Here is a 25,581-nt window from a genome sequence, read left to right on the forward strand (position 1 = left end):
AACATTTACACCCAACTTTTGGCACTGACCCGAGAATTTAGTGGGGCGAATATGAAATTTAAGCTCCTTAAAATAAATCTCCCCCTTATTCATAGTGATATGGGGGAGATTTTTATTTACACACTTGCCATTGGTAATGGAAAGGCAAGTTATTTTTCTTTCTGTGACTTGCTGAAATTAAAAAATAAACTTGACCCTTAAAAAGGCGTGTCTGCCCGCTTGGGGGTAATAATAGTTATAGGTGTACTCCTCGTTGGTTTCAAAGTTATAGAAGGTGCCTCCCCATATATAAGCATTGCTCACATATTTTTTATCTAAAAGGTTGTTGATAGATAACTGTAATTGAATCTTGTTAATCCATTTAGGACTAAAATTTTGTGTGATAGAAGCGTTAAAGATGGTGTATGCATCTAATTTTCTATCCTGGCTGGAGGTGTTGTCAAAGTATTGTTCTCCTACGTGCTTGGTTATTAACCTAATACTGTTTCCTTGAAAGGGTTCGTATGTAAATGTGCTGTTGGCTATGAAGGAAGGAGAAAAGGCGATGTCGCTGTTTCCATGATCAATAATGGTATCTCTGACCACAGTCCAGTTTTCTATTTTGTCAGACCATTCGTTGTTGTGGGTTGTGGCTGTTTCTACAAAATCTTGAATGATACTCTTGCTAAAGGTGGCATTTCCGTCCCAGCGTAGTTTAGGCAATACCTTGATGCCTAAATCGATTTCAATTCCGGTACGGTAGCTACTTTCAACATTGGTCATGATGGAATAGCCCACATTGCTTTTTTCGCCAGTGGGAATCAGCTGATCTTTATAGCGCATATAATAGAAGTTGATATGGGCTGCCATTTTTGTGGATTGAAAATGATAACCTAACTCCAGGTCATGAAGTCTTTCTGACTGCGGCATGGCGCTTGCATCGTCTTGTGCGTTTTTGAAATCAGCCCTTGCCGGTTCTCTGTTGGCAACGGCATAGGAAGCATAGAATTGGTTTTGCTTATTCATGGAGTAATAAACACCTGCCTTGGGATTGAAGAAATCATAAGTGTGGTGTTGGTCAAGTATGTCCACATCGTCATCCGTACCATTCAGGGTGTAATCAATGCCTCGGTATTGTACATCACCAAATATGTTTAATTTACCCAATTGATAATTTATCTTGGCATAGATATTATAATCTTTTTTGATGCCTTTGTTACGATACCATTCATCACCTTTTTCTGATTTGGTTGAATATCTGGCCCATATAACTTCGCCATAATGATCGCCGTCATACTTGTTCCAGCCACCACCAAAATTCATTTGCAGTTCTTCTGTGCTGTAGTTAAAGGAACTGGTAAAACCGTAAAAGTCGTTGCTTAACCATTTTTGACGGATAAGATCTGTGGTTTTAATGGTGTCGCCTGGTTGACGAATGATTTGTGACCAGTTATAATCGGTGAGTTTTTCATTTTCTTTGTATTGTTCGTAATAGCCTTCTCCTTTTGTATAATGAAGGGCGGTATTTAAGAGCCAGTGGCTATTTAAATTTTGACTATAGAAGAGCTGGTAGTGTGTTTGTATGTAATTATCTGTTTGATCTTTGTAGTACCTTTCGTTTCCATCTTCGTCGGTGTATTGACCGGCCGGATTATACGTCCTGTCTGTTGCCAGTGTGGCATCGTCAATACCCCACCAACTAATTCCGGTTTTTTGATCTCCATGAATAATGTTGGCTTTTAAAAAGCTGTTTTTAAGATGCATGCTACCACTCATGTAGAGTGATTTGTGGTCCGAAAAGGCATAGTCTACATAACCATCTGTTTGTAAGTCACTATATCTAAAGTCAAAAGAAAATTTGTCGTTTAACAAACCGGTGCTCATATTTACCGAATTTTTAAAAGTATTGAAGGACCCTGCGGTAGAAGTTATCTCGGCGTAGGGTTTGGTATGATAGCTGCTTGTATTAAAGTTAATAGATGCACCAAAGGCGGCTGCCCCATTGGTCGATGTTCCTACGCCTCTTTGAATCTGTACTTCATCTACAGAGGAGGAGAAATCGGGCATGTTCACCCAAAATACACCCTGACTCTCAGCGTCATTTAAGGGAACTCCGTTTACGGTAACGTTTATACGTGTTGCATCCGTTCCTCTCACTCTCATGCTGCTATAACCAATACCAATGCCTGATTCGGTAGACGATACCACCGAGGGTGTCATACTCAATAGGAGCGGTATGTCATCTGCAGTATTCTGCCTGTTTAACTCTTCTTTGGTGATGTTTGTTTTGGCCACAGGCGTTGTATTACCTGCTTTGATGGAGGAAATGATGACTTCCTCTGACATAATGGATGATGTTTGTAAAATAAAATCTATTTGTGCATCTGCCGATAAACGAATGGATTTGAGCTGTGTTTCATATCCCAGATAGGAGATGGCCAATTCATACTGTCCGCTTTTAAGGTTCTTGATTTTATAGGAGCCTTGGTCGTCAGTTACTGTTCCAATGGTCGATCCATGAATAGCCACTGTAGCTCCAACAAGTGGTTCGTTTAAGGTGTTTAAAACTTTACCGTGTATTCGAAATTGAGAGGAAACAGTCGTTAGTCCCAAAGAACTAATCAAAATAAGTAAAAGTAACTTTTGCATGTATTACAGTTTTTAAGTGAATAAATACTGCAATGAGGAAACTTGGAGATGATCTTTTTCCCTTGACAGCATTACCTGTCCAGGTTCGAAGGGTATAATCTCAGCCTGCTACGTATCAGGCACCCCATTGTAGAAAACGGATGCAATATTAAGCGCTTTCCCTCTTATATGCAAGAAAAAAAGTGGATTGTTATCGCTTTATGAAGTATTTAGATTGTGCTTTGCCAATCTCTGCAAGGGTATTCAATGTTGTTTTTCCTATGTTATCTTGCTCTGCAAGGTACGTAGAAAGGGCTACGCCGTGTATACCCATACTAAAGAGTGTGGGGAAATCTTCTTTTGTAATATGTCCTACAGCTATGGTGGGAATGGATAGTTTATGCTTAGCACAAGCTTGTAGGATGGTAGAGTATGCCTGCGGGTTGAGCGTTTGCTTTGTCTTCTCGCCTTCTAGTGGGTCTAATATGATGTAATCGGCATCTTGTGCTGCTATTTTAGCAACATCTTCATAGGTGTGTGCTATGCAGCCTATAATCTTATGACTGCCAATGGTTTTTCGGGTTTCTGCTATATTGGTGCTTGTGTTCAAAAGAACGCCGTCTGCGTCTATTTTTAGGGCCAGGTGTATATTGTTATCAATAATTAGGGTGGCGCCATGTTGTTGGCAAAGGGAACTGCTTTTGCGAATTTCAGTCCATTCGTGGTCATCTGCAGTCGCTTTTGTTTGTATTTGAACCCAGTCGCCGCCTCCTGCGCAAAATTCTAGTATTTGTTGCGACATGGTTTTGTTAGGGTCTTGATAGTTAGTAAATTGAAGTCTACTGATCGTTTTTTTCATTGTTGTTCTGCCTTTATTTTACGCAAACATAGTGAATCTGTTCAATTTATTAAGGCGGCATTAATAAGGATTTTGAAAATAGAACATGATTCTTTTATTACAGATTTACGTATGGATAATAGAATACTCGGAAGAGCATGATGTAGTCTTTAGAAATTCTGGAGCATGTTGCCCCCCCTTCCCAAACTTTGGTTGAGGTTGTGTTTTATCGTGACATTCCGGCGGATGTTGATCCCCTTAAAATGCTTCTTTAGTAGTAACTGTGCCAATTTCCCCAATTCACTTAACAACTCTTTTTTCAGTGAAGGTTCTGAATTGCTATTAACTGGATTATTGTATTGCCGTATTTCTTCTAATGTTGTTTTAATTCAGGGCATACTTCAATTTCACGCCTGAGTTGCTGCATTGCAGACTTAATAGTAATACTATTAGGGTACAACTTATTTACAATGTCTTGTTTCAATATTGTTCTGGGTACTATCATAACGGTGGAAAGACTTAGAAAACGAGGTTACATTCCTTTAGCTTCTATGTACAATGAAATAACATCTTCTTTATCCACTAAATCGAACTCATTATTGGCTCTGCCGATCTTCGATTCCCCATGGTGTAGAGAACCGCTGTATATGCGCGAATAAATTAAAATAGTATTTTAATTTGTGAAGAGGAATAACGAAGTTACCCGTATGCTAGGTGGTGAGAGGCGCACTGGCGGTCATTTGACCGTCAGCCGTCTACTCCTTTAGCGTTTCGTACTTTTATTTTCTAGACATTACTTCACCATTTCTTTGCATTGAATCCTAGATTCAGCTGTAACATTATTGGGAAAAATCCACTGTTCCCTTTTGTGTCAAAATAATAGACTGGGCCCACATCAAAAAGTAGGTGCATCTTTCCATAAGCTCTTTGTATTCCCCAAGTTGGTCCAAAGTCGAAACTAATGTCATCAATTCGGTAAATATTTTTTGATTCAATTTCTTTGAAGTTTGTTAAAAGTCTTATCCCCCAATAATTTCCTGAATTGTAATTTAAATTTTTCCCTTTTGATTGTCTTTTAGTCCGATTGTAAATTTTTTTGTACGACAAGTCCAAAAACGGCGAAATATAATATGTTACTCCACTTACCAAATAATCATACTCAAGGTGCATATAACTACCATGAAATCCAATTCCTGGATTTATTGCAATGGTCGACTTTTTTGAAATCGGCAACTCAAATTCGAGTCCAGGATTTAAAGCGTTAATTCTAAATATCTTACTTAAATCATCTGTGGTTTCTTGTCCAAAGCTTGTCAAACTAATCGTTAAACTGATTAGTAAAAATAGTTTTCTCATTTCTTGTTTTTGTTTCACTGTTGTCCGATAAAAAAAACAAGAGAAGGAAGACTGTTCGATCTTCCATTCTCTTTTTGTAGTTTTGTTTTACCACAAACACAAACTACAATGGATAAAACTACACATTTTTGGGGACATCGGTTTTCGGACAGCAGAATTAAAGACGTAATAAACAAATAAATAGAAATAATTGACAGCTCAATAATCAGTCTTTTAAAGGATATTTTAAAATGTGTTGACCGAAATCCGGGAAATGGCAAATAGAATTGCTCTTTATACAATTAAAACAAAATTTTCCCTTGAAGTATTTTCTTGGAGATAATGAAAATGCAATTAAGATTCGGATATACTGTGCACTTATTGCTAGCCTTCTAATGACTGTTATACAAAAAAGGCTAAAACGGCAATGGGCGTTTTCAAATCTTATAAATTTCTGCAAAATCCATTTGTTCAACTATATTCATTTACGGATGTATTATCTAAGATTGCGTTATACAACAGCAATTATGATTTAGACTTGGCTGATCTTTTGCAGCACAATTGGAAAAAGTCTAATAGTTGTCAGAATATTCCAAAAAACACCCACTAATTTCGATTAATTCCAAAAGATTCCAGTAAAACTTAGAGAATTCCAACGCTCCAATCGACATCTGGATTGGAGCATTTTTTTACTTTGCAATATGTAGTTGGCCGCATATTTACTTTTCACGTGCTGCAAAAAGCTCCTGCCACAGAAGCTGTAGAGTAACACCCGGACGTAAGAGTTCTTTTTCTATATATCCGAAGAGGGAAATCAAATGGGCATAACGTTCGTTTGCCTGCTTTCCGTTGGGTCCGGTTATGGCCCATAGTAATTCACTGTCGGTCAGCTTCGACATTTTATCCAGTTCTATCCCGCTCGTTTTGAAGCCGCTGACATACTCGCTGGCGCTGCTCTTGCTCATGCCGGCAATCTTGGCTGCCTGACGTGAACTATGGCCTTGCCCAATAACTAGATGTAATAATTCGCGTACTTTTTTCATGTCTGTTTTTTTTATTGCTTTCCCTTTTTTGAAAAAGCAAGATAAACCTCTGCCTGTTTCTGAATATTTCTTAATCGCAATATCCATGAAATAGTAAATGTTTCGTAGGTCAGTTCCCGATATTCCAAAGTGAGTTTTGAACTTATCAAATGAGAACTCGCTGAAAGAGGGAATTATTTTTTGAGCTTTTTCTTCAATTATTAAAAACTCAATGGAAATGTCTTTGTAAACGCCCCTGGGTTTTGCTGAAATAATTTTTGAAAATTCATCCTCGGTAAATTCATAAACCCGGTCTTTGTTGTCAATTGAATAATACTGTTGTTTTCGATTATGTGTTAATCGGAGCTTTGCCGGGTACTTACCGTTTTTCTTCTTTCTTTTTTTGAAAAGCACGATGACTGTGCTAACTTTACCTGTCATAACTGAAACTTGTTTTTGGTTATACATTCAATTCTGTATGGCATATATTTGTGGTAAGGTTCGCCAAAACATGTACCATAAAATTTGCCATACTTTTGTTCTTTAAATGTAAAAAAACAAGCAAGCATGTCAAAATAAGAAGATATTTAAAATGTTGATAATTAAAGGTATGCGAACATTTGTAAACAAATAAAAATAAGCGTGCGGTAAATACAATTAACCGTTATGGGCTATTCAAAAAAATGACACAGCAAACTAAATGAGATACATTAAAAAGATATTGAAGCTGTTGGATTTAATGCCAAAGATGTTAATGTTCATGATGGATTTAAAACAAGATTAAGGGAAAGATTTGCGAAAGTAAAAATGGTTCTCGACTTGATATTTGGTAAAAAACCAAAATTTCTTGGCGATGAGATTGAGATAAAATGATGAAAAAGAACGACCCCACAATGCGCAATACAAATAAGCTGGGGGATGTTACTAAATCAGGAGTTAGTAGTCTCCTAAACTTTGGTGCTCGAAAAATATGTATAAAAAATAGCTGCTACAAAAGTAAAGGACTTTTATAACAGCCATGGTTAATAAATGAAAACCTAATCTGAAATAAGTGATTAGTATTTGTGATGATTATTTTGTTACTTTTAGAATTTCTGTTACCATTTTTTCCAGTTCAGCCTTAGGTCTGGCGCCCAAAGCGGCTTGAGGTTCTCCATCTACAGGAATAAATACAATAGTTGGCAGACTTCTAATTCCGAAAATTGCCGCCAATTCTTTTTCTACGTCGGTGTCTACTTTAAAAACCTGAATATTACCCTTGTATTCCTCCTGCATTTGTGTTAAAATGGGAGCTACTTGACGACAAGGTCCACACCAGTCTGCATAAAAATCCAATATGGCAGGTACTTTTCCATTGTAATTCCATTCTTTGTTTTTTTCATAGTCAAAGACCAGATCCTTAAAAGATTCTTTGTCTAAGTGTATTACGCCACTTTTTTCTTTTTTGTCACCTGAGGATTTTGCTTCCGGCCTTTGATTAGCCAATACATTGGAGAAAATAAAAACAAATAATAATCCTGAAATAATGAATGCCTTCATAGCTATTGTATTTGAAATTTCCTTTTACTGGTTTATTGAAAATAGGTTGCGATTTAATCTAAACTAACCTTCAAAACATCACTAAATGCTTTTTGCAGTGTTTCTTTAGGTAACGCACCTTGCGCCATCTGCGGTTGTCCTTCACTTGGTACAAAAAGAAGAGATGGAATGCTTTGTATGCCAAACATACCGGATAATTCTCTCTCTGCTTCAGTATCTACTTTGTAGATATCTAATTTACCATCGTATTCCTTCGATAACTCTTCCAATACTGGAGCAATCGCCTTACAAGGTCCACACCAGTCTGCATAAAAATCAATTACACAAGGTCTTTCTCCTGCAAATTTCCAATCTTTGCTTGCTTCAAAATCAAAAACTTTTTCTTTGAATGTTTCTTTTGTCAAATGTTCCAACATGATTATTTTATTTTAATGAATATTTTTATTGTACATTTTCAGATACAAATATATGTAAAAATGTCGATATGTCAATATCAATATGTATGCCAAACTATTTTTTTAAAGAAACGCCTGTTTGTTGGATATGTTGTCAGTTAAATCCGAAAAAGGCATGAGAAAATCGGTTCTACATTAAAAAGGCTGCTTTCAAGTTGTGGGATGACTTGCTGTTATTCGCCATAGTGGTGTTATGTCTCATTTCAATTATATCATGATGGATGGCACTTTTTATTCGTATGACCAAGTAATAATGCTATATTCGAGTGAATAAGGTACTAAACATTTGTGATATTTTTGATGTTTGGTAGTTGTAAGCAATATGTGTTTGTTTTGTAACGTATTGATATTGTGCGATTAGCGGATATCTTCGGAGCAATTGAATGCTGAAATTGTAATATCCGTCAAATATATTGTAATTTTGGCAGCCTAAATTTTAAGAATGACAGAAAAGGAAATACTAAAGAGTTTAGAAAGTACTGTTTTTAACGCAGTTAGGCATGTGGCAGACTTGGACAAGATTGAGACATATGTAATTGGAGGTTTTGTACGAGATATGTTTTTAGGGATTCCCTCTAAAGATGTTGATATAGTGGTGCGTGGTAGTGGGATTGAGATGGCACAAAAAGTGGCTACTAAATTAGGGGGACTTAAGGTGTCTGTGTTTAAGAATTTTGGGACTGCCATGTTTAAGTATAGAGATGTGGAAGTTGAGTTTGTGGGTGCACGAAAAGAGTCGTACCAAAGAAATTCGCGCAAGCCAATTGTAGAAGATGGAACCATTCAAGATGATCAAGATCGGAGAGATTTTACAATTAATGCCTTGGCTTTATCCCTAAATAGCGAGACCTTCGGGCATTTGGTTGATCCGTTTAATGGTTTGGAGGATTTGAAAAATGGTATTATCCGTACTCCTCTTGAGCCTGGGGTAACTTTTTCGGATGATCCCTTGCGAATGTTGAGGGCTGTGAGGTTTGCAGCGCGGTTTAAGTTTACTATTGAAGAAGGTACTTTTGAAGGAATAAAAAATAACAGGGAGCGTATTGAAATTGTATCCGGAGAGAGGGTGGTGGATGAGCTTAATAAGATGATTATGTCTGAGAAGCCTTCTCTGGCCTTCAAGTTATTGGAAATAACAGGTCTGCTTGCGTTAATTCTACCTGAACTTCAAGCAATGAAAGGTGTTGAAGAGAAGAAAGGAAAAAGACATAAGGATAATTTTTACCATACTTTGCAGGTGTTAGATCGTATTGTCCCTTTTACGGATGATTTGTGGTTGCGTTGGGCGGCTGTGTTTCATGATATAGCAAAGCCTGTAACCAAACGTTTTGATGATAAGTTAGGTTGGACGTTTCATGCGCATAATCATATTGGGCAAAAGATGGTGCCCAAGATCTTTAAGCGCATGAAATTTCCCATGAATGACAAAATGAAGTTTGTTCAGAAGATGGTTTATTTACATATGCGACCCATTGTTTTGTCAGAAGATGTAGTGACGGATTCGGCAGTGCGAAGACTCCTTTTTGATGCAGGTGACGATATTGACTCCTTGATGACTTTGTGTGAGGCTGATATTACTTCTAAAAATGAAGATAAGGTCAGGAAGTATATGAAGAATTTTAAAGTGGTCAGGCAAAAGTTGAAGGAGATTGAAGAAAAGGATAAGGTGCGAAATTTTCAACCCCCAGTGAGTGGAGAGGATATTATGGAAGCATTTGGTATAGAGCCTTGTAGGGAGATTGGTGATATAAAAGCAGCTATAAAAGAAGCCATATTGGAGGGGGAAATCAATAATGATAGGGATCAGGCTTATCGGTTAATGCTTAAACTTGGGCAGGATATGGGACTCACCCCCAAAATGAAAGACTAAATCGTATGCAAACGCAAAGTAATAGTCTGTTTAGCTCTGTTAAATATTGCTCGGATGGTCAAGGACCGATCATTGTGGCTGATCATTTAAAATCTCCTGAAAATATGGGGCATATTATACGTTTGGCCAGCAATTTTGGTTGTGCTAAAGTGCTTTTTTTAGGCGATTCAACTAGCGTGCGGCATAGCAAAATTAAAAAAGTTGCAGGGGCTGCTGCTGGTCTGGTGGAGTGGGAGTTTTGTGATATTCATCACTGGAAGGGTCGTATTCCGGATGGATATGTTATTTGTGCTATTGAAACTTCCGAAAGATCGCATAATCTGGCTGATTGTGTTTTGCCTAGAAAGGTAGCTTTTGTATTAGGGAATGAGATTCATGGTATGTCAGTGGAGTTAATGGAGCAATGTGCTCACTTTTATCATATTCCAATGATTGGAACCATCAAATCAATGAATGTCTCGCAGGCTTGTGCTGTGGCGCTTTATGAGTGGGTAAGGCAGTATTCGCATCGTCATTTTTAGGGGGGAGTATAAGCTGGTTAGCTGGTTTCTTTTTATGTGCTTATGGTCTCCTTAATGAGCGTTTCTTGTGATAATTAGTTTTTGCAAGAAAACTCCAAGTACTGCGTTACTCTCATTTTTGAAATAGTCATTTACAATCAGTAAACACCTTGGTTTCAAAAATATAGAAAGCCTTGTCTTCGGAGCTTTCTTATCAAAGATAGAAAAAATAGTCGTTTTCGTGCAGCCACTAATTAGTTGGGGCGTAGTGAAGGTGATGGATAAGTGGCTCCTGTTATCTATACACAGATGCTTGTTGCTGAATGACCAGATCTAACCAGATAGGGAAATGATCGCTGAAACCATTGTTATACTGGTAGCCAATATAAGTTCTAAAGGGTTTTGTACCCATGTTGGCTTTGTCCTTTTGCATAAGGAAGGAAAAGTCGAGTATTTTCATGGGTGGGCGGACAAAGAAAGTATGTGTGGAATCGCTTAGGTTCTTAGATATGAGAAATTGGTCAAAGGTGTTCCATTCGTACTGATGTTTTAAGGTGCCCGCTGAATGATGAATGCTGTTGGCTGGTGATGATACATTGACGATGTGGTTGTTTTTTATAAGGACTTGCATGCTTTCGTCTTCGGGCTGGTCATTAAAATCACCCATGGCAATGATATTCGCGTCTGGCTCTAACTTTAATAGCTCCGATATGGTATCGTTCAATATTTCAGCGGCCTTATGTCTGAAGGGTTTGGTGCTTTGTATTCCTCCATATCTCGATGGGAAGTGCGCAACTAGGATGTGTAGGGGAATGGTGTCTTCTAATAGTCCGTAGACATATAATATATCTCTGGTTGGACGTACCTCTTTGCCCAGATCTACTGATATGGGAATCGACTCAAGGGGAGTAAAATGATTTTTTTGATAGAGCATGGCCACGTCTATGCCTCGTAGGTCGGGCGATTCATGGTGTATGATATGGTAATTTAGGTGGTTTAACCCGGTTTTCCACACCAGATCTTCTAATACCTTTTTGTTTTCTACTTCACATAAGCCAATAATCACAGGTGGTGTCCATCCTCCAGACTCAAGTATTACACGAGATATGTTTTTAAGTTTCTGGAAATATTTAGCATAGTTCCAATGCCGATGACCATGTGGAGTAAATTCGTCATCAAGCTTGTTGTGGTCGTCTTTTGTGTCAAAAAGGTTTTCTACATTATAGAACATCACACCTAGCTGTTTGCTGTCCTGGGCAAAAAGAGCAAACGAAATGCTGAGCTGAAGGGCAAATATAAGTCCTTTTAGTGCGCGTTTAATATTATTCTTCTTCCATTCTTTCATATGCACCAATATCCGGACCGTTCAGGTCGCTTACTCTGCTGTTGTTAAGGATATCACGGCGGTATTTGTCGGCTATTTCTTTATCCGCAATGCCTTGACAAAAAGATAGCGTATCTAATTGATAATTATATGCTGAGGGGTCAATGAAATTCGGATCTTCGTTGGTCCATATGTTGATATATCTACTTTGATCGCTTACATCCAGGTTGCCACTTTTAAGGAGACAGCTTTCAAATTTATAATTAAACGAACTTTTACTGTCTTTTTCGCTCTCTTTGTCCTTAAAGTCGAAACCTATTTCGGAGTATTTATCTCCGTAGATGATAGAATTGTAGAAGTTGGCTTCGATTAATGGGTTGATAACTTCGGCGCCTGTTTCGTCGGTATAATAATTGTTTAGAAATAAGGCAGGGGTATTTCTGTTTACCCAGTTGGGAAAATAGTTAGCTATGGTGCAGTGATAAAAGTTGTAAGTGCCACCCAGGGTTAGTGCTACGGAGTGGTATCCACAGTTACCTATAACAGTATTGGACACATCCATATTTGCATTTTGTGTTAATATGCCAAATTGAGATATGTGATTAATTATTGTATTATGTATTATCAAAGGATTGCTGTCTCCAAGTCCAACGGAGTCAACAAAAATACCCATTGTTCCTTGTTGAATGATAGCGTTATCAATGATATTGTCAGAACTGCTGGGCATAAAATGGATATAGCCCCATTGTCCTGGTTTGTCTCTATACCAGTCATCCAGTCTGTCACCCAAAAAATGAACAGGCTCTTCAGGTGTTCCATTGACAGACATACTTCCAAAAATCACCAGGCGTGCATCATTATGAAAATAGAGTCTGCTGCCAGGTTCAATTGTTAAAGTCTCCAGGCTGTCTACTACCAAATAATCGTAAATTAAGTAAGGTTTGTCCGCCGTGAAAGTTGTGGTCTTTATATTTTCTTGGGTGAGTAGTTCCACATTTTGGCCATATGCTACTAAATTAACTTTTTGTGATTTCTCACCAGAGTAAAATAAGATGGAGTCAGATACTACAAAGGGATTGTTGGAGTTGTCGGGCTCAATGGTGACATCCACAAAAACAAACACACTGTCTTTAGCATTTATTCTTAGGTTGTCAACCCGGTCTTCTGCTTGCCCGTTGATGTTAAGTCTGAAATTACTTGTTTCACCACCTGATAACTCCACCGAATTGATAATTAAATCTTCGTCGTACGGATTGTAAATTCTAAAGTTTTTAGTGACAGAACCAACGGAAGTGAAAATGGTGTCAAACATTAAGGTGTCTACCGAAAAGTTTAAGCCTTCAGTGCCACTTAAAAATACAAATTCTCTTTCACAAGCATAAAAACTAAGCGGAATCAGTAGTAGTAATATGTATTTTTTTAGTCTGTGCATGTGCTTAAGGAAATATTGGATATTGTAAATCAATGGGTTATAGAATGGTACTTTTTTATGGGTTTTAAGGTGAAATGTAAACAATAAAATGAAAAATTCCTATTATATGGGCCTTAAATATTTGTATTTTAAAACATAAATTAACAATCATTCACATTGCGTAATAAAGTTGTTTTCTTAAGGGCGTGTATTTACAAACAATGTAAGTGATAGCTTGGTTTAAATAATAGGATTCATTTTATACAGGTACTTAATAATGTTTAGATTTTACTTTGGTATATTTTTGATATATTGCCACCAAAACGAAGATACATGAATTCAAATCACACAAAGCCATATACCTTTGATCGGGTTGTTAGGATCGTATTGTCCATCGCATTTTTACTGGCGTTTTATTTTTTGTTAAAACGTTTAAGTGGAGCACTTGTGCCTTTTTTTGTGGCCTTACTGATGGCATATTTGATTAATCCTTTGGTGGATTTTTTTCAGTTTAAATGTAGGTTTAAGTACAGAGGGATTGCTGTTTTTGCAAGTTTGGTATTTGTATTTGGCGGCTTGTATTTTTTGTTGCTTTGGTTGATACCTCAGTTTTTTGCCGAGATGACAAAAATGGTGCAACTGATTCAGAATTATCTGACGGATGCTTCGGTCTCTAATATGTTGCCTAAGGAAGTGATTGATTATATCAATGACTTTGTTAATAATACTGATTTTACCCAGCTTTTAGACCCACAGAGTGTGGCCGATTCACTTAAAAATATTTTTGGGCATGCCTGGAAAGTATTTTCTGGTTCGATGAACTTTTTGTTTGGTATCATGAGTCTTTTGATTGTTCTTATTTATCTGGTTTTTTTATTGATAGATTTTAAACAGATCTCAGATGGGTGGTTGGGACTTGTTCCTCCTCGTTACCGTAAACCGGTGCATGAGGTCTTTGATGATTTGAACAATGGTATGCATATTTATTTTAGAGCTCAGGGACTAATAGCGCTTATTGTTGGAGTTTTGTTGGCCATAGGTTTTAAAATTATTGGCCTTCCGATGGCTATTATTATTGGTCTCTTTATTGGCGCATTGAATATTGTTCCTTATTTGCAGATAGCAGGTTTTGTTCCGGTTATTTTATTGTCCTTACTGCGGGCCATGGAAACAAATCAGAGTTTTTGGCATGTTATTCTTTTGGCAGCTATCGTGATGGCTGTGGTTCAGCTTATCCAGGAGACTGTTCTTACTCCCAAGATTATGGGGCGTGTGTATGGTTTGCATCCAGCTATTATTTTATTATCGCTTTCTATTTGGGGTAGCTTGTTGGGCTTATTGGGGATGTTGATTGCTTTGCCCATTACCACCTTGCTTTTCTCTTATTATAAAAGATTTGTCTTAAAAAGAAATGAAGAGGAAGGTGGTGATATTGACCTTATTTAAATGTCGATTTGGACAAGAGATATAGATTGTTTATCAAAGTTTCTTGTTTGTTCATTGAAATGTGCGTAAATTGATGTGATTATAGTGATATACGACACTGTAATTTCACACAACACACGCACGCATGAAAAGTCTGATTTGTATATTCGTTTGTATACTGTGGGTCATATTGGCCGATGGGCAGATATATAGGGGTAAGGACAGTGAACAGATTGTTAAGGGCGCTTCAAAAGTTAAAGTGAACGAATCAAACGGTATGGTTGAATATATCGAGTTCTCTTCACAATCTTTAAAGTCCGGACTAGTCTTAGATGGCCCCTTGCTTAGCAAAAAAATAGGCTTGTCCGATCACTATCAGCTGATTTTTATCAATAAGTACTTAGATCAGCAAGGGCAAGCGCACTCCAGGTTCCAGTTACATTTACATGATATTCCGGTTGAAGGAATGGGCTATTCGGTTCATTATGCGAATGGAATGGCCATAAGTGCCAATGGTGAAGTAGTGGATGTTCCAGCTGCCAACACGCAGGCTAAGCTCTCCGAAAAGAAAGCCATTGAAATAGCTATCTCGACTTTTAGCTCGCAGCTTTTTGTATGGGATCGTGATAATTCATTGTATCCCGAAGCACAACTCTTGTATGTTCCCGAAGAAAAGGGTTTGATTCTTTGTTATAAGGTAGATGTGTATGCCTTGGAGCCGCTTCAAAGAGAATATGTATATGTGAATGCTAATAGTGGTGATATTGTAAAGCGAATTTCAAGAATACACCATATGGATGTTGATGGAACAGCTGTTGGATTTTACAATGGTAATGTGTCCATAACGACCAGTGAAGTTGAGGGAGCTTATGTCTTGGGTGAAGAGGGTAGAGGTAATGGTATACATACCTATAATCTGAATAATGGACAGCTGTATTCTGAAGCTACCGAATTTGTTGATGCAGATAATCATTGGGATAATATTCATGATAAGGTGGCTTATGATGCGCATTTTGGAGCAGAGAAAACCTATGATTATTTTTTTAATAAGTTTGGTCGAAACTCTATTGATAACAATGGTTTAAAGTTAAAATCTTACGTGCATTTTGGTTCCCTTTACGCGAATGCATTTTGGGATGGTGACAGGATGACTTATGGTGATGGAAATTCTTCTTCTAAAAATGCTTTCACATCCTTGGATATTGTGGGGCATGAAATAGCGCATGGTTTAACTAGTTATAGTGCCAACCTGGAATATCGTGACGAGTCAGGGGCACTGAATGAGTCTTTTTCCGATATTTTTGGGATTGCCATTGATTTTTATGTATACCCATCAACGGCGAACTACCTGATGGGCGAGCAGATTTTTACCGATGGAGTTTCATTTCTGCGGAATATTTCTGATCCTAAAGCAGGTTATCATCCGGATACTTACAAAGGAACTTATTGGCATACTGGAAGTGCTGATTATGGAGGTGTTCATAAAAATTCTACGGTTCAGAGTTATTGGTTCTACCTCTTGTGTGAGGGAGGGAGTGGGGTTAATGATAATGGTAGTAGTTATATTGTTAAGTCTATTGGCCTGGAAGCAGCAGAGGCCATCGCATACCGAAATCTGACGGTTTATTTAAACCGATATAGTAAGTTTGAGGATGCCCGTTTTTATTCCATCCAGTCGGCCATTGACTTATATGGTGATTGTTCCAATGAAGTGATTCAGGTGACCAATGCCTGGTATGCTGTTGGTGTTGGTTCTGCCTATGAAAATGCAGTTGTTTCTTCTTTTTATGCCGACCAAACACTTTATTGCAGTGTGCCTGCTCAAGTTCAGCTTATAAATTCGAGTACCCATGCCGAAAGCTATAAGTGGTATTTGAATGACGAATTATTTAGTACCGAACAAAATCCTATGTTAAGTATTAACGAATTGGGGGTGTTTGATGTTAAGTTGGAGGTGACAGGAACTGCTGAATGTAATAGTACAGATGTGACAACCCTTGAGGATTATATTACCGTGGTGAACCAAGCTACTCCAATGGCTGCAGTGCATGTGCCAGCTACCCTTAATAATGGAACGGGGGGGATTTATGGAGTAGGACTGAATGACCTAAACCATAGGTCGCAAGGAGCGAGCCAAGGATATGAAGATTTTACCTGTGGATACCAGACCGTACTGATGGAAGGAAAAAGTTATTCCGTATCTGTTACAACCGGGGAAGATCAGCAAGAAGTGGTAGGTATATGGTTGGATATAAACAATGACGGAGTTTTTTCAAATGCCGAAGAGAAGATTTTTTCTTCCAAAGCTTTTGAGGATCATAGCGGAGATGTAAAAATACCTGCCGGGGTTGTTTTTGATACGCCCATTAGGCTAAGGGTTGGGTCGGATCGTTATGATTATGCATCTAACCTAGATGGTAGCAATGATAGCCATTATGGGCAATATGAAGATTATACTGTGGTGCTGGAAAGAAACACCGCAGCCCCGCTTTCGTTGTTTTTAACAAAGGATACCTCTGTTTTTGTAAACCAAGAAATTACTTTTTATGATAAAAGTGATAATTTGGTTAAGGAAAGAAGTTGGCATTTTGAAGGTGGAGTGCCTGAATATTCCAACGATCCGAATCCAACAGTAACCTATAGTGATGATGGCGTTTTTGATGTGGAGCTTACGGTAAGCAATGAATATGGTACATCATATTCTGTTAACTCAATGCGAGTAGTTAATGATTATTTGATGGGTGTGCATGATCACAGTAATTTAGCATCAGGGCATATTTATGATGAAGGAGGTTTTTATGGGGCCTATGAAAATGGAAGAGAACAAACTTTTTTGATAGCTCCCTATTGTGCCAAAGAAATCGTGTTTACCCTTGATTGGTTGAGTACGGAATCCTGTTGTGATGTTTTAAATGTTTATGATGGCACAAATGAAAATGGTGTGTTGCTGGCATCCTTAAATGGTGATGTTTTTGATCCTGTAGTGTTGAAGGCCTCATCAGGAAGTATGTTTCTTAGGTTTATAAGTAATGAAACGGTTACTGGTAAGGGGTTTGTGGCCTCCTGGGAAACGGTAGCCTACAGTGGTGGTAACAGTGTGGATGCTAGTTTTGAAATTGCAGAGGAAAGGTGGCCCGTTAATTATAACTTACAGTTTGAGGATCATTCTTCATACGGACCTAAACTGTGGAGCTGGGACTTTGGTGATGGAACAACTTCTGCCATGCAAAATCCACAACACATATTTCATACTGCAGGTGTATATGAAGTACAATTGGCCGTGGATAACTGTATTTCTAAAGATACTTTGAAAAAACAGGTGAAAATAGAGGCGGCTCCTGAATTATTACTTACCAATGATACCATTCGACTAGATGTGTTGAGTGGGGAAATGATCGACAGTTTCATTCCTGTTCGTAATTTGAATGAAGGATTATTGGCCTATGAAGGTAAATTATTGGATGCCTATGAAAAAGGAAATAGCCAAAATCCTGTTAGATATTATTCATTTGAACCCAGACTGGATGGCATTAGAATTGGATTGGCTAAAAATGTGTTCTATTATAACGCACTTAAAAATTCTTTAACTGACTATGGTGCTGTCTGTTTATCGGTATCTTCCGGAGATGTAACCAGACTTTTGACGACTTTAGATGTTTTAGTGATTGATGACTCGGCCGACTTTTTGGATGATTATAAAAACGAAATAAGAGAGTGGGTCAATAAGGGTGGTTTTTTGATCATTCAAGGAGATGGTAGAATTGACGATTTTAATGGGCTCCTGGAAGGTTGGGGGATTGAATATGTTTCTAAAAAAGCAGAGGCAGGATCCGCTCATATAATAAATCATGCAATTAATGGAAGTCTGGATGCTTATGTGATTGGTGCTCATGCAGATTGTACCTTGTCGCTTTATTCTCCCGCTCTTTCTTTATTGACGGATGCTAATGATAATTGTTATGCAGCTATTACAGGTTCCGGTAAAGGAAAGATCTTGGCTATGGGGGATGAATCATTTTCATCTATTACTGTACAAGGGCATCAGCAGTTTTTATTCAGTGCGCTGGAATATTGTGTTACACCTCTAAATACAGCTCTTTGTGAATTGAAACCGGGGTTTGTATTTATGTATGGCGAGAATACTGATAGTTTAAGATATAAAATTGATTCCAATGGATTGGTCGAAGGTCAGTATGTTGTGGATATACAGGTTCTTAGTAATGATGATAATGCAAGTACTGTGAATATTCCATTATTATTGAATGTGGCCGGTGTTGAGCATATAGAAAGTGATGTGAATACCTTGTCTTTTGGCGAGGTATTGCTCAATGAGCAGGCGGTGTCGGTATTTAAAATTAGAAATTCTGGATCAGGAAATTTAATGGTTAATAGCTTGATATCCAGTAATAGTGCTTTTTTAACTGATTTTTCTCCGCTTGAAATAAAACCAGGTGAGGTGGTTTCTTTTGAGGTGCGATTTACACCAACACAATTAATTGAATATTCGGGAACAATAGAGCTTCATTCTTCAGATCCGAATGTGCCTATGTTAAGTATCTCTTTGCAAGGAGATACTTATTCGCCACCTGAGGTAAGTAATCCTGTAGCGGATAGAATTGTATATGTGAACTATGATGAGGACATGGAGTTGAACCATATTTTTTCGGATGCTGATGGGGATGTGTTGACTTTTGAAGTCCTGTCTTCTGATCCATCTGTTGTGGAGCCTGTTATTTATCAAGAATCGCTGTTGCAATTAAATCCATTGAAAGTAGGCAATGTGGATATCACCATAGAGGCCAGAGATGTTCATCAAGCAATGGTCAGTCATACCTTTCATATTCAGGTAAAACAAAACCAAAGTCCTACTTGTCCTGTTTCTTTAGCAGATGTGCATTTGGATATGAATGACCCCGTTGTGGACATTGATTTGAACGATCACTTTATGGATGCTGACGGTGATGTGTTGAGCTATTCAGGTTTGTTAAGTGCAGATGGTATAGTAGCGCATGATTTGGATGGAGGATTGTTAACGCTTACTCCCATAGGTCCAGGTTCGGTTCAATTGGATGTGACTGCAGCAGATGGGCATGGTGGAGAGACAATGACTACATTAAATGTTTATGTGGGAGTAAGTACCCAACTTGGTGAATCTATCTCAGACAACGCGATTCGTTTATATCCCAATCCGGTCAGTTCGGTGTTGTATGTGGATATGAAGTTGTCCGATCCGCTCATTCGGGTTTTTGATACGAAAGGAAATAGATTGGATCTGGCAATAAATATACACTTAAATAAAGCGCAGATATATCTTTCTCATCTGGAGAGTGGAGTATATATTGTGAAGATTATTTCTTCGGACACGGAATATGTGCATAAAATAGTGAAACATTAGTGAGGATTCATTTATAGTGGAAAAGGGGGTGAAGAGCTGTGTGTACGGGGTGTTTAATTTTGTTGTATATACTTTGTTAAGTATGTATGGTGAATATATTGAGGGATAATAAGTATTTTTCGGCCTCAATTTTACTATATATGCGATACATATTTATTGTTCTGAGTTTATGTATATATCCTCTGATGATGGTTGGACAATCATCTAACTCATTAAAAGGAAATCTTACAACTCCCCGAGGAAAGGAAATTCCCTTTGCAAATATCACCCTTCATAGTCAGGGCTCTGAAGAAATACTTCAAGGAACTGTTTCTGATGAATGGGGTGCCTTTTGTTTTCAAGGACTTGTGGAAGGGTATTATTCTATACAGGCATTTTTTGTGGGTTTTGAACCCTTTAAGCTAGATAGTGTATTGGTGATAAGTGGCGTGAATGACCTGAAGACCTTACAGATGAAGCGCAAAGCAACTAGGCTGGAAGAAGTAACCGTTGTTTCTGAAAAATCAGCGGTTGAAAATCACCCCGGTAAAGTCGTTTATAATATAGGTACTGGTACGAATGCGGGAGAAAATGCTTTGGATGTGTTTAAGAATATCCCATCTCTGGGTCTTGATATGGATGATAATGTTACCATGAAAGGAACAAAAGCTACTATTTTAATAGATGGAGTTGAGAGTGATTTGGCCGATATGCTGGACCAACTTCCCAGTGATGTGATTGCCAGCATTGAAGTTATCTCAAACCCTTCGGCAAAATATGACAGTAAAAATGGGGGTGGAGTCATTAATATCAAATTGAAGGAGGATAGAATTTCGGGCTATAACCATAAGTATAATGTAGGATATGGATGGCCAGAACGGTATACCTTAACAGGAGGTTCAGGTATTAATTCGGGAAAATGGAATGTGGGAATAAGTGCTAGTTTGAAAGGAGAACCTAAGGAAGATGACAGAATTACAGATAGAACTATTTTCACAGATCAAGGAAATAAGTATTTGCATCAAGAGCAGCATAAACTGCGCGATCAGAAGACATTTTTTATGCGCGGGAATGCTAAATATCGTTTTTCAAAGAAGTCCAATGCCAGTTTCCAAGTTTTATATCAACATAAAAATGCACCTCAAACAGTTAGATATACTTCTTCGTCGTTTAATAATGACTCCGTTTTATATAACTACACCGATAACCTGAGAGAGGAAGAGAATAGAAGTGATTTGCTTGAGTTTAAAGTGGGGTGGAATAAGGTGTTTAATCAGCTGGATGATCATAGGTTAATGGTACAGACTAAGTATTCAACAAGTAACCCATTGTTGGACTATGTTCGTACTACTCAGCCGTTGAATCCGGACTCCCACGTTGCATTGCCTAACTATAGCCAAGAAGTTAGAGCGGGTGATGATGTGAATCGTTCGGGTATCATCAAGGTAGATTATGAACGCCCCCTGAATGAACAATGGAAATTAGAGTTGGGTGCTCAGTTAAATTTGAGGCACTTTGAACAAGATAAACGCTCGGATAAGACCAATTATAATGCACCGAATGATATAAAAAATGAAAATTATAGTGAGGTGAATTTTAAATTTGACGAGATAAAACCAGGGGTGTATGCTGTGTTGAATGGCGCCAAAGGAAAATATAATTTTTCTCTGGGTTTGAGACTAGAGAGTAATTATCTGAATCAGTATTTATATGATTTAGACAGTACGATTACCAATACCATCATTACTTATTCACCATCTTTTTTAATAGAGAAAAAGATAGATAAAAATTACACAATGGGGCTTTCTTACACACGGAGGGAGAAGGTTCCTAATTATAAACAACTCAATCCAATATCTTTATCGTTTGGTGGATATTATCGTAATTCAGGAAATCCAAACTTGCAATCGCAACAAACCCAAAGCCTGGACTTTCACCATCATTTGACATATAAAAAAACAACCATATCCGGATCTGTCTTTGTGCGTCATATAAGTCATTTAATTGGTACATATTATACTTTTACGGAGGAAGAAGGGCATATCATCACCAACTCTACAGTAGAAAACCTGGGAAGTATGATGAATCTAGGTGTTGAAATTGCTTCATCCTTACCTTGGGGAAAATTTGTTTTTAGGCCATCTGTGATATCTTATTATAAAATATTGGACGGAGAAAAATTGTCTCATTCTTTGGATAAGGAGGAGATGTATTTGATGGCCAAGTTGTCCTCTAGCTACCATGTAAATAAGAAACTGAGTTTTCAGTTGAGTGGAAATTATGATGGAGCTGACATATCTGCGCAGGGAAGGCGACTTGCGTATTATTTCATTAACTGGTCGACCAAGTACAAAGTCATGAATAATAAAGGCGCAATTCAGTTGAAGGTAAATGATGTATTTGATTCTTACGATTATAAAAAGGTGATCAATCAACGTCAGGATCAAATCAATCATCAGTATTATAATCCACTTGCACAATATGTGTATTTGGCATTCTCTTACAGATTTTCAACCATGAAAAAAAAGTAATGGAGCAGAGGACTAGCTGGGGTATGGGCATTAATGAGGTAAATGCCCATAGAAATGCTTTAGAATAAGATCCACACGTTTTTTATCAAAACTCTTTTATGAGCAAAAATACGCAGGATATTAAAGTGAGAGTCATTGTGATGGTTTTGAATGATTTGGCAGGCATATACCCATTTATTCTTTTTCCAATAAAAGAGCCTAAATACAGGATGGGAGAAAATAGCATGACTTGTTTCAAGGAGTCGAATGTGAGCATGTTAAAGTGTATGTAACCCACTACTGCAGCCAGCGCAGTGACCAGGTTAAACCATGAAAATATCTCTCTGAACTGTTGGTTGTTTACACCGGCCCTGTTTAAAAAAACAGCCAATGGCGGGCCGCTTACTGAAATGCTGCCAGAGAGGAAACCCACAATGGCGCCTGCCAACTTATAGGAATAACCCGGTAAGGCCTTTTTGGTTTGTTCAATTTTTAATAGCGACAATATGGTTAATAGAATAAATACGATGCTGATGCCCATAATGATATAATGTCCGGATATCTTTTTCAGTATAAATACCCCAAAAATGGTAAAAAGACCACCGTAAATGATGAGGGGTTTAAATTTGTGATCCACTAGCTTGCCTTCTTTTTTCTGTAAAAGAATGATGATTGAACTTACCAAATTGCAAATCAATAGTACTGGGATGATTTCAATGGGAGTATACCAAAATAGTAGGGGAGGTAAAGCAACCAAGGCAAAACCAAAACCGGTAATGCCTTTGATGAGACTGGCTACAGAAATAATCAGAATAATCCAAAAAAGTTCCATAATTATTGATTGATTAAAATAAGTAATGAACCCGATGCGATAGATATCCATAATAAAATGCCCAGAAGAAAACTTTTCCAGCCTGCTTCTTTTGTTTCCTTTATGGAGATATCGGTTCCTATAAAAAAGAGCGCCAAAATCATGCCTTTTTTACCTATCCAGCTTAAATGTTCATAAGTGTTTTGTCCGGAAGGTACGAGGTATGTGATGAGAATGGCTGCCACAAAGATAAAGATAAAATAGGGTAGTTGGGCTTTGCTGTTACCTTGTTTTTTTTGCGAAAATGAAATAATAATTGAAACAGGAATAATCCATAAAGCCCTTACTAATTTTACTGTTGTAGCTATTTTAAGTGCTTTTTCACCATAAATGGCCCCAGCACCCACAACAGAGCTGGTGTCGTGAATGGCAATGGCAGCCCAGTGACCAAAGGTAGATTGAGATAGATGGAAGTAATGGCCTATCTTTGGAAAGATAAATAGAGCCAGCGCATTTAAAGTGAAGATGACTGCCAGTGAAAACGAGATTTGGTATTTTTTTGGATTCAATACATTTGAAACGGCTGCAATGGCGCTCCCACCACATATGGCTGTGCCTGAGGCAATCAGTAAGCTAACGTTGGAGTCGAGTTTTAATATTTTTCCCAATACGATGCCCAAACTCATTACACATATAACAGAAACAGCTGTTTCAACGAAGGCGGTTTGTGATGTTTCTATCACTTCCTTTAGATTCATCCCAAAGCCCATTAAAACAATGGATGCCTGAAGAATAAATGAGGTTTTTAATGGGGTGTTTTTTAGTTTTAAACCTGCCATAGAAAGCACAATTCCTATAACAAGAGCAATTGCCGGTGATAATATTGGCGTAAAGCACAATGCGGCTATTGTGCCATAAATTAGTTGAATTTTTCTTTGACTGAGATTCATTTGTATTCGATTTATAGTAACAAATGTACTCGTATGAGATAGCCAAAGCAAATACAAAATAATTATATCACATAACTAAAAGTTATAGTTGTTTAAAAAGTTTATAAATGTTTTGGTGGTGCTGCCAATATTTCCTTGGCGTAATACGATTCGTAATTTTCTGGGTAATTGAAAGTTTTTGACTTTAATTTTAACAATGCTTTTGAGTTGTAGCTCTTTGTTGATGGATTTTTCGGAGATAATAGCTATGCCATCAAAATTAATCAGAAAGTTTTTAATGGTCTCAGTACTGCCTAGGTGGGTAACTATTTTTAAGTCGTCTATTTGTATGTTGTTGCTTTTTAATACTTGTTGAATTACTTCTAGAGTGCCAGAGCCTTTTTCGCGAAGTACCAAAGGTATTTCGCCAAGGTCGTTTAGGGTTATTTGTTTTCGTTTACTGTATACGCTGTTACCTCCGGTTACCACAACCAACTCATCATCTAAAAAATCTAAGTATTTTAATTCTGTCATGCATGAGTTGTTTTCTACTAAAGCAATGTCTACTTCATCAGCCAGTAGTTTTTTCTGCATATCAACAGAGTTGCCACTGTATAAGTGAAGGTCTATGTTGGGATAACGTTTATAAAAGGCTGCAATAACTTCTGGAATTACATATTGTGAAATGGTAGAGCTGGCTCCTATATGTAGTGTTCCTTTAAAGGTGTTGTTTAGGCGTCCCAGTTCAAACTCCAGCTCTTCGTATTGCTGTTTTATTTTCTTTAGGAACTCGTAATTTACTTTTCCGGCCTTGGTTAGGTAAATTCTGTTTCCTTTTCGCTCAAATAGGGTGCTATTGAGCTTGCTTTCCAATTCTTTAATGTGTTTGGTAACTGCCGGCTGACTGATGAAGAGTTCTTCGGCAGCTTTTGAAAAGCTAAGATTCTCGGCAACAGCTAAAAATACTTTGTCTCTATGATCCATATTGCAAAGATAGGAATTATTAAAAAAGTAACAGGTGTATGACTTTCTACATTAGCTGTACATTTGTGGCACCAGTAGATAATTCTTTGCGACTCATAGATTTTCTTTTTATATAGTTCCTTGTGTAACATATTTGTGTTTAAACTGACGTATTTGCAAATAATCTAGTACGACAATTTTTGAATAGTTAAAGTAAATAATACTTGTTTATCATCTTATTTGAAGATGGTGGGTATTGGTTATAAAATTAATTTTTAAGATACTGGGATGAAAAATATTACATTAAATTTACTGGTTTTATTAAGCGTTTTGTGGTAATGTCAAACGAGCGAAGCTTGTTCATGAGGGCCTTTGAAAATTTAACCTTCCCGAGTAAAAAGAACATTAACGGAGGTTTCAAAAGCAAAGAAAATTATCATATGAGTTAGAAACATTGCTCTCAATTGGATAACATGAAGTACCAATGCTGCAGCAGAATCCAGAAGGCAATTCAGAGGAGTTATTGATGTAAAGTTCTTCTTGTTCAGATTAGTAAAAATATTTGCATGACAATTATAAACAACATTTATACCTAATTTTTGACACTGACCTTGTATTTTATTAGGAGAATTATGCCTAAAAAGAACCCCCCAACAAGACATTGCTTT

General features: G+C 37.5%; 16 protein-coding genes. 5 read left to right on the forward strand and 11 right to left on the reverse strand.

The genetic code is table 11. The features are described from left to right. Window positions 1–177 precede the first annotated feature (177 nt). The 6 genes from CYTFE_RS0100925 to trxA (CYTFE_RS0100955) all read right to left on the reverse strand — a co-directional run bounded on the left by CYTFE_RS0100925 (window position 178) and on the right by trxA (CYTFE_RS0100955) (window position 7,757). The gene (locus CYTFE_RS0100925; RefSeq protein WP_027470267.1) at window positions 178–2,628 is read right to left on the reverse strand and encodes a TonB-dependent receptor; all 2,451 of its coding nucleotides are present in this window, start codon (window positions 2,626–2,628) and stop codon (window positions 178–180) included. Between the two features lie 190 nt (window positions 2,629–2,818). Further along, entirely contained in the window at window positions 2,819–3,466 is a 648-nt protein-coding gene (locus tag CYTFE_RS0100930) for a thiamine phosphate synthase (protein ID WP_027470268.1), read from the reverse strand. A gap of 777 nt (window positions 3,467–4,243) precedes the next feature. After that, window positions 4,244–4,801 (reverse strand): hypothetical protein, encoded by a 558-nt coding sequence (locus CYTFE_RS0100935; protein WP_027470269.1) that lies wholly within the window; start codon window positions 4,799–4,801, stop codon window positions 4,244–4,246. A 698-nt stretch (window positions 4,802–5,499) separates the two neighbouring features. Continuing rightward, window positions 5,500–6,270: a hypothetical protein gene (locus tag CYTFE_RS0100940; RefSeq protein ID WP_154665597.1), complete on the reverse strand. Its 771-nt coding sequence runs from the start codon at window positions 6,268–6,270 to the stop codon at window positions 5,500–5,502. A gap of 603 nt (window positions 6,271–6,873) precedes the next feature. After that, window positions 6,874–7,341 (reverse strand): thioredoxin, encoded by a 468-nt coding sequence (gene trxA / locus CYTFE_RS0100950; protein WP_081735874.1) that lies wholly within the window; start codon window positions 7,339–7,341, stop codon window positions 6,874–6,876. Window positions 7,342–7,394: 53 nt separating this feature from the next. Next, the gene (gene trxA, locus CYTFE_RS0100955) at window positions 7,395–7,757 is read right to left on the reverse strand and encodes a thioredoxin (RefSeq protein WP_027470272.1); all 363 of its coding nucleotides are present in this window, start codon (window positions 7,755–7,757) and stop codon (window positions 7,395–7,397) included. A 481-nt stretch (window positions 7,758–8,238) separates the two neighbouring features. On the opposite strand from trxA (CYTFE_RS0100955), the gene CYTFE_RS0100960 reads away from it, so the two are divergent. Beyond that, window positions 8,239–9,666, forward strand: coding sequence for a CCA tRNA nucleotidyltransferase (locus CYTFE_RS0100960; protein WP_044213696.1), 1,428 nt, complete (start codon window positions 8,239–8,241; stop codon window positions 9,664–9,666). Window positions 9,667–9,671: 5 nt separating this feature from the next. Further along, window positions 9,672–10,187, forward strand: coding sequence for a TrmH family RNA methyltransferase (locus tag CYTFE_RS24400; RefSeq protein ID WP_044213697.1), 516 nt, complete (start codon window positions 9,672–9,674; stop codon window positions 10,185–10,187). 274 nt (window positions 10,188–10,461) lie between these two features. Here CYTFE_RS24400 and CYTFE_RS0100970 read toward each other — a convergent pair whose 3' ends face one another. Both CYTFE_RS0100970 and CYTFE_RS0100975 read right to left on the reverse strand, forming a co-directional pair. Continuing rightward, the gene (locus CYTFE_RS0100970) at window positions 10,462–11,511 is read right to left on the reverse strand and encodes an endonuclease/exonuclease/phosphatase family protein (protein ID WP_044213698.1); all 1,050 of its coding nucleotides are present in this window, start codon (window positions 11,509–11,511) and stop codon (window positions 10,462–10,464) included. Further along, window positions 11,489–12,922 carry a hypothetical protein gene (locus CYTFE_RS0100975; protein WP_044262460.1) on the reverse strand — a complete coding sequence of 478 codons (1,434 nt, stop codon included), beginning with the start codon at window positions 12,920–12,922 and terminating at the stop codon, window positions 11,489–11,491. Before CYTFE_RS0100975 ends, CYTFE_RS0100970 begins: the two co-directional genes overlap by 23 nt. Before the next feature lie 312 nt (window positions 12,923–13,234). Between CYTFE_RS0100975 and CYTFE_RS24405 the strand changes: the two genes are divergently transcribed. The 3 genes from CYTFE_RS24405 (at window position 13,235) to CYTFE_RS0100990 (ending at window position 22,231) form a co-directional block, all read left to right on the forward strand. Next, a complete protein-coding gene (locus CYTFE_RS24405) occupies window positions 13,235–14,347 on the forward strand; it encodes an AI-2E family transporter (RefSeq protein ID WP_044213700.1) in 1,113 nt (370 codons plus the stop codon). Between the two features lie 124 nt (window positions 14,348–14,471). Further along, complete coding sequence (locus CYTFE_RS28195; protein WP_052342908.1) at window positions 14,472–19,721, forward strand: M4 family metallopeptidase; 5,250 nt, start codon at window positions 14,472–14,474, stop codon at window positions 19,719–19,721. Between the two features lie 140 nt (window positions 19,722–19,861). Further along, on the forward strand, window positions 19,862–22,231 hold the full coding sequence (locus tag CYTFE_RS0100990; protein ID WP_161636291.1) for a TonB-dependent receptor: 2,370 nt from the start codon (window positions 19,862–19,864) through the stop codon (window positions 22,229–22,231). Window positions 22,232–22,316: 85 nt separating this feature from the next. Here CYTFE_RS0100990 and CYTFE_RS0100995 read toward each other — a convergent pair whose 3' ends face one another. The 3 genes from CYTFE_RS0100995 to CYTFE_RS0101005 all read right to left on the reverse strand — a co-directional run bounded on the left by CYTFE_RS0100995 (window position 22,317) and on the right by CYTFE_RS0101005 (window position 24,934). Beyond that, a complete protein-coding gene (locus CYTFE_RS0100995; RefSeq protein WP_027470277.1) occupies window positions 22,317–23,042 on the reverse strand; it encodes a sulfite exporter TauE/SafE family protein in 726 nt (241 codons plus the stop codon). A 2-nt stretch (window positions 23,043–23,044) separates the two neighbouring features. After that, window positions 23,045–23,971: a YeiH family protein gene (locus tag CYTFE_RS0101000; RefSeq protein ID WP_052342909.1), complete on the reverse strand. Its 927-nt coding sequence runs from the start codon at window positions 23,969–23,971 to the stop codon at window positions 23,045–23,047. 75 nt (window positions 23,972–24,046) lie between these two features. Next, window positions 24,047–24,934, reverse strand: coding sequence for a LysR substrate-binding domain-containing protein (locus CYTFE_RS0101005; protein WP_027470279.1), 888 nt, complete (start codon window positions 24,932–24,934; stop codon window positions 24,047–24,049). Window positions 24,935–25,581: the final 647 nt, after the last annotated feature.

Origin of the sequence: Saccharicrinis fermentans DSM 9555 = JCM 21142 (genome assembly GCF_000517085.1) — a bacterium.
Lineage (GTDB): Bacteria > Bacteroidota > Bacteroidia > Bacteroidales > Marinilabiliaceae > Saccharicrinis > Saccharicrinis fermentans.